At 44.7% G+C, this 1,631-nt stretch carries 2 protein-coding genes; one reads left to right on the forward strand and one right to left on the reverse strand.

The features are described from left to right. Positions 1 to 397 (forward strand): methyl-accepting chemotaxis protein (locus ACP45E_RS08160; RefSeq protein WP_241824286.1); only part of this gene is annotated, 397 nt, incomplete at its 5' end. A 370-nt stretch (positions 398 to 767) separates the two neighbouring features. On the opposite strand, the gene ACP45E_RS08165 is transcribed toward ACP45E_RS08160, so the two are convergent. Continuing rightward, positions 768 to 1,631, reverse strand: an 864-nt coding sequence (locus tag ACP45E_RS08165) for a LysR substrate-binding domain-containing protein (RefSeq protein ID WP_069584873.1), incomplete at its 5' end; no start/stop codon positions are given.

Raw genomic sequence — 1,631 nt, forward strand, 5'->3', positions numbered from 1 at the left:
CTCTTCCGATCTAACCTTGGCGCAAAGAACTCAAACATCTGCTTCTGAAATCCAGACGATGATATCGTCGGTTCAAGAAGCCGCGGATTCGGCAAGTGTGAATATGAGTCGGTGTGAAAACCAAGTCAAGGTGACCGCTGATCTCTCCGAACAAACCAAGCAGAACTTTGTGGATATTCTCTCATCGATTAATCAGATCAATGAGCAAATGGAACAAGTGTCTACGGCGGCAGAAGAGCAAGCCAAAGTCACAGATACGGTGAGCGACAGTATTGCAACTATTAGTGAGATGTCTCTTCAGACTTCGGCGAGTGCTGAGCAGTTAGCGGGAGCGAGTCATGAAGTGGCGCAATCGGCTGAGGAACTGAATGCACAAACGTTGCAATTTAAGGTGTAAAGCGAACAAGATTTGCAATTTACCAATGTAAACTTGCTAGATTGAGAGTGACTTTAAAAAAGAAAAGAGCGATGAGTGTGTAATTAACTGACGGTGTCATTGACTGATAGAGATCATCAATTTTATTTATGCACTCTAACGAATAGCTATGGCGCAATCGAAGTGAAGAGAATCATCAAATATCATGATGGCTATCATTAGAGCCAGGATTCAAGGGAAAAGCAGGTTTGAGTGAATATCAAATCCAACGTTAGTCAATCAGTTAACGTTGGATTTGATCTCTGTGTGCAAATATCTTTCTCACATTTCAGTATCTTGTTCGGGTTTTAGTATTTTGCACATCAAGGTAACAGCCAAACGGTGGGGCGAATTATCGTTCTACCGTTTTGCTGTTTTTGATCATTCTGTGCCCTTCTCGTTTAAGGCACTCGAGAAGAGGGTGGTCGCCCACATCGGCACGCCAAATAAATGAAATAGCACGATCCATTTTGAGTTCTGGCACATTGAGAGCGGCTAATTCACCACGTGCAATGTTGGGTGCAACATCCAAGTAGGGTAAGCATGAAAGATACTGACCATTGGCAACCATGGTTCGGATAACAGGAACGTAAGAGTGTTCACGCCACACGTCTAAATCGGGTATTAAAGGGACCATCGCGCTTTCGAATATCTCACGAGTGCCTGCCCCGCCTTCTCTTAAAACCCACTTAGCTTGTTCCAGCTGTGAAAGGCTTACGCGTTTGTTTTTAGCGTAAGGATGGTGGGCAGAACTTACCACCACTAAGTGATCTCGGCACCACTCTTCTTGGTGAGTTCGGTTATCATCGCAACGGCCTTCGATAATACCAATATCGTATTGGTAGTTCAGTACCCCTTGAATCACGCGGTGCGTACTTCTGACTTCTAACCCAACACGAATCTCGGGAAAATCATTATCAATTTTACTGATAAGCTCGGGCACCAGATGTTCAGCAGGGGTTTGGCTTGCGCCGATGTTAATGCTGCCACTAAAAATATGCTGGTCAAAAAATCCTAATTCAATTTGTTCAGCATCTTGCAAAAGTCGTTTTGCTTTGGGGCGAAGCCAGTTGCCCCAATGGCTCAGGCGCATATCTTTACCTTGACGCACAAACAAATCTCGCCCTAACAACTTTTCAAGTTGGCTTAAAGACATGCTGGCCGCTGACTGAGTAATAGAAAGCCTTTCGGCTGCTTGGCTAACACTGCCTAGCTC

The sequence above is a fragment of the Vibrio genomosp. F10 str. 9ZD137 genome, assembly GCF_049974785.1.
Lineage (GTDB): Bacteria > Pseudomonadota > Gammaproteobacteria > Enterobacterales > Vibrionaceae > Vibrio.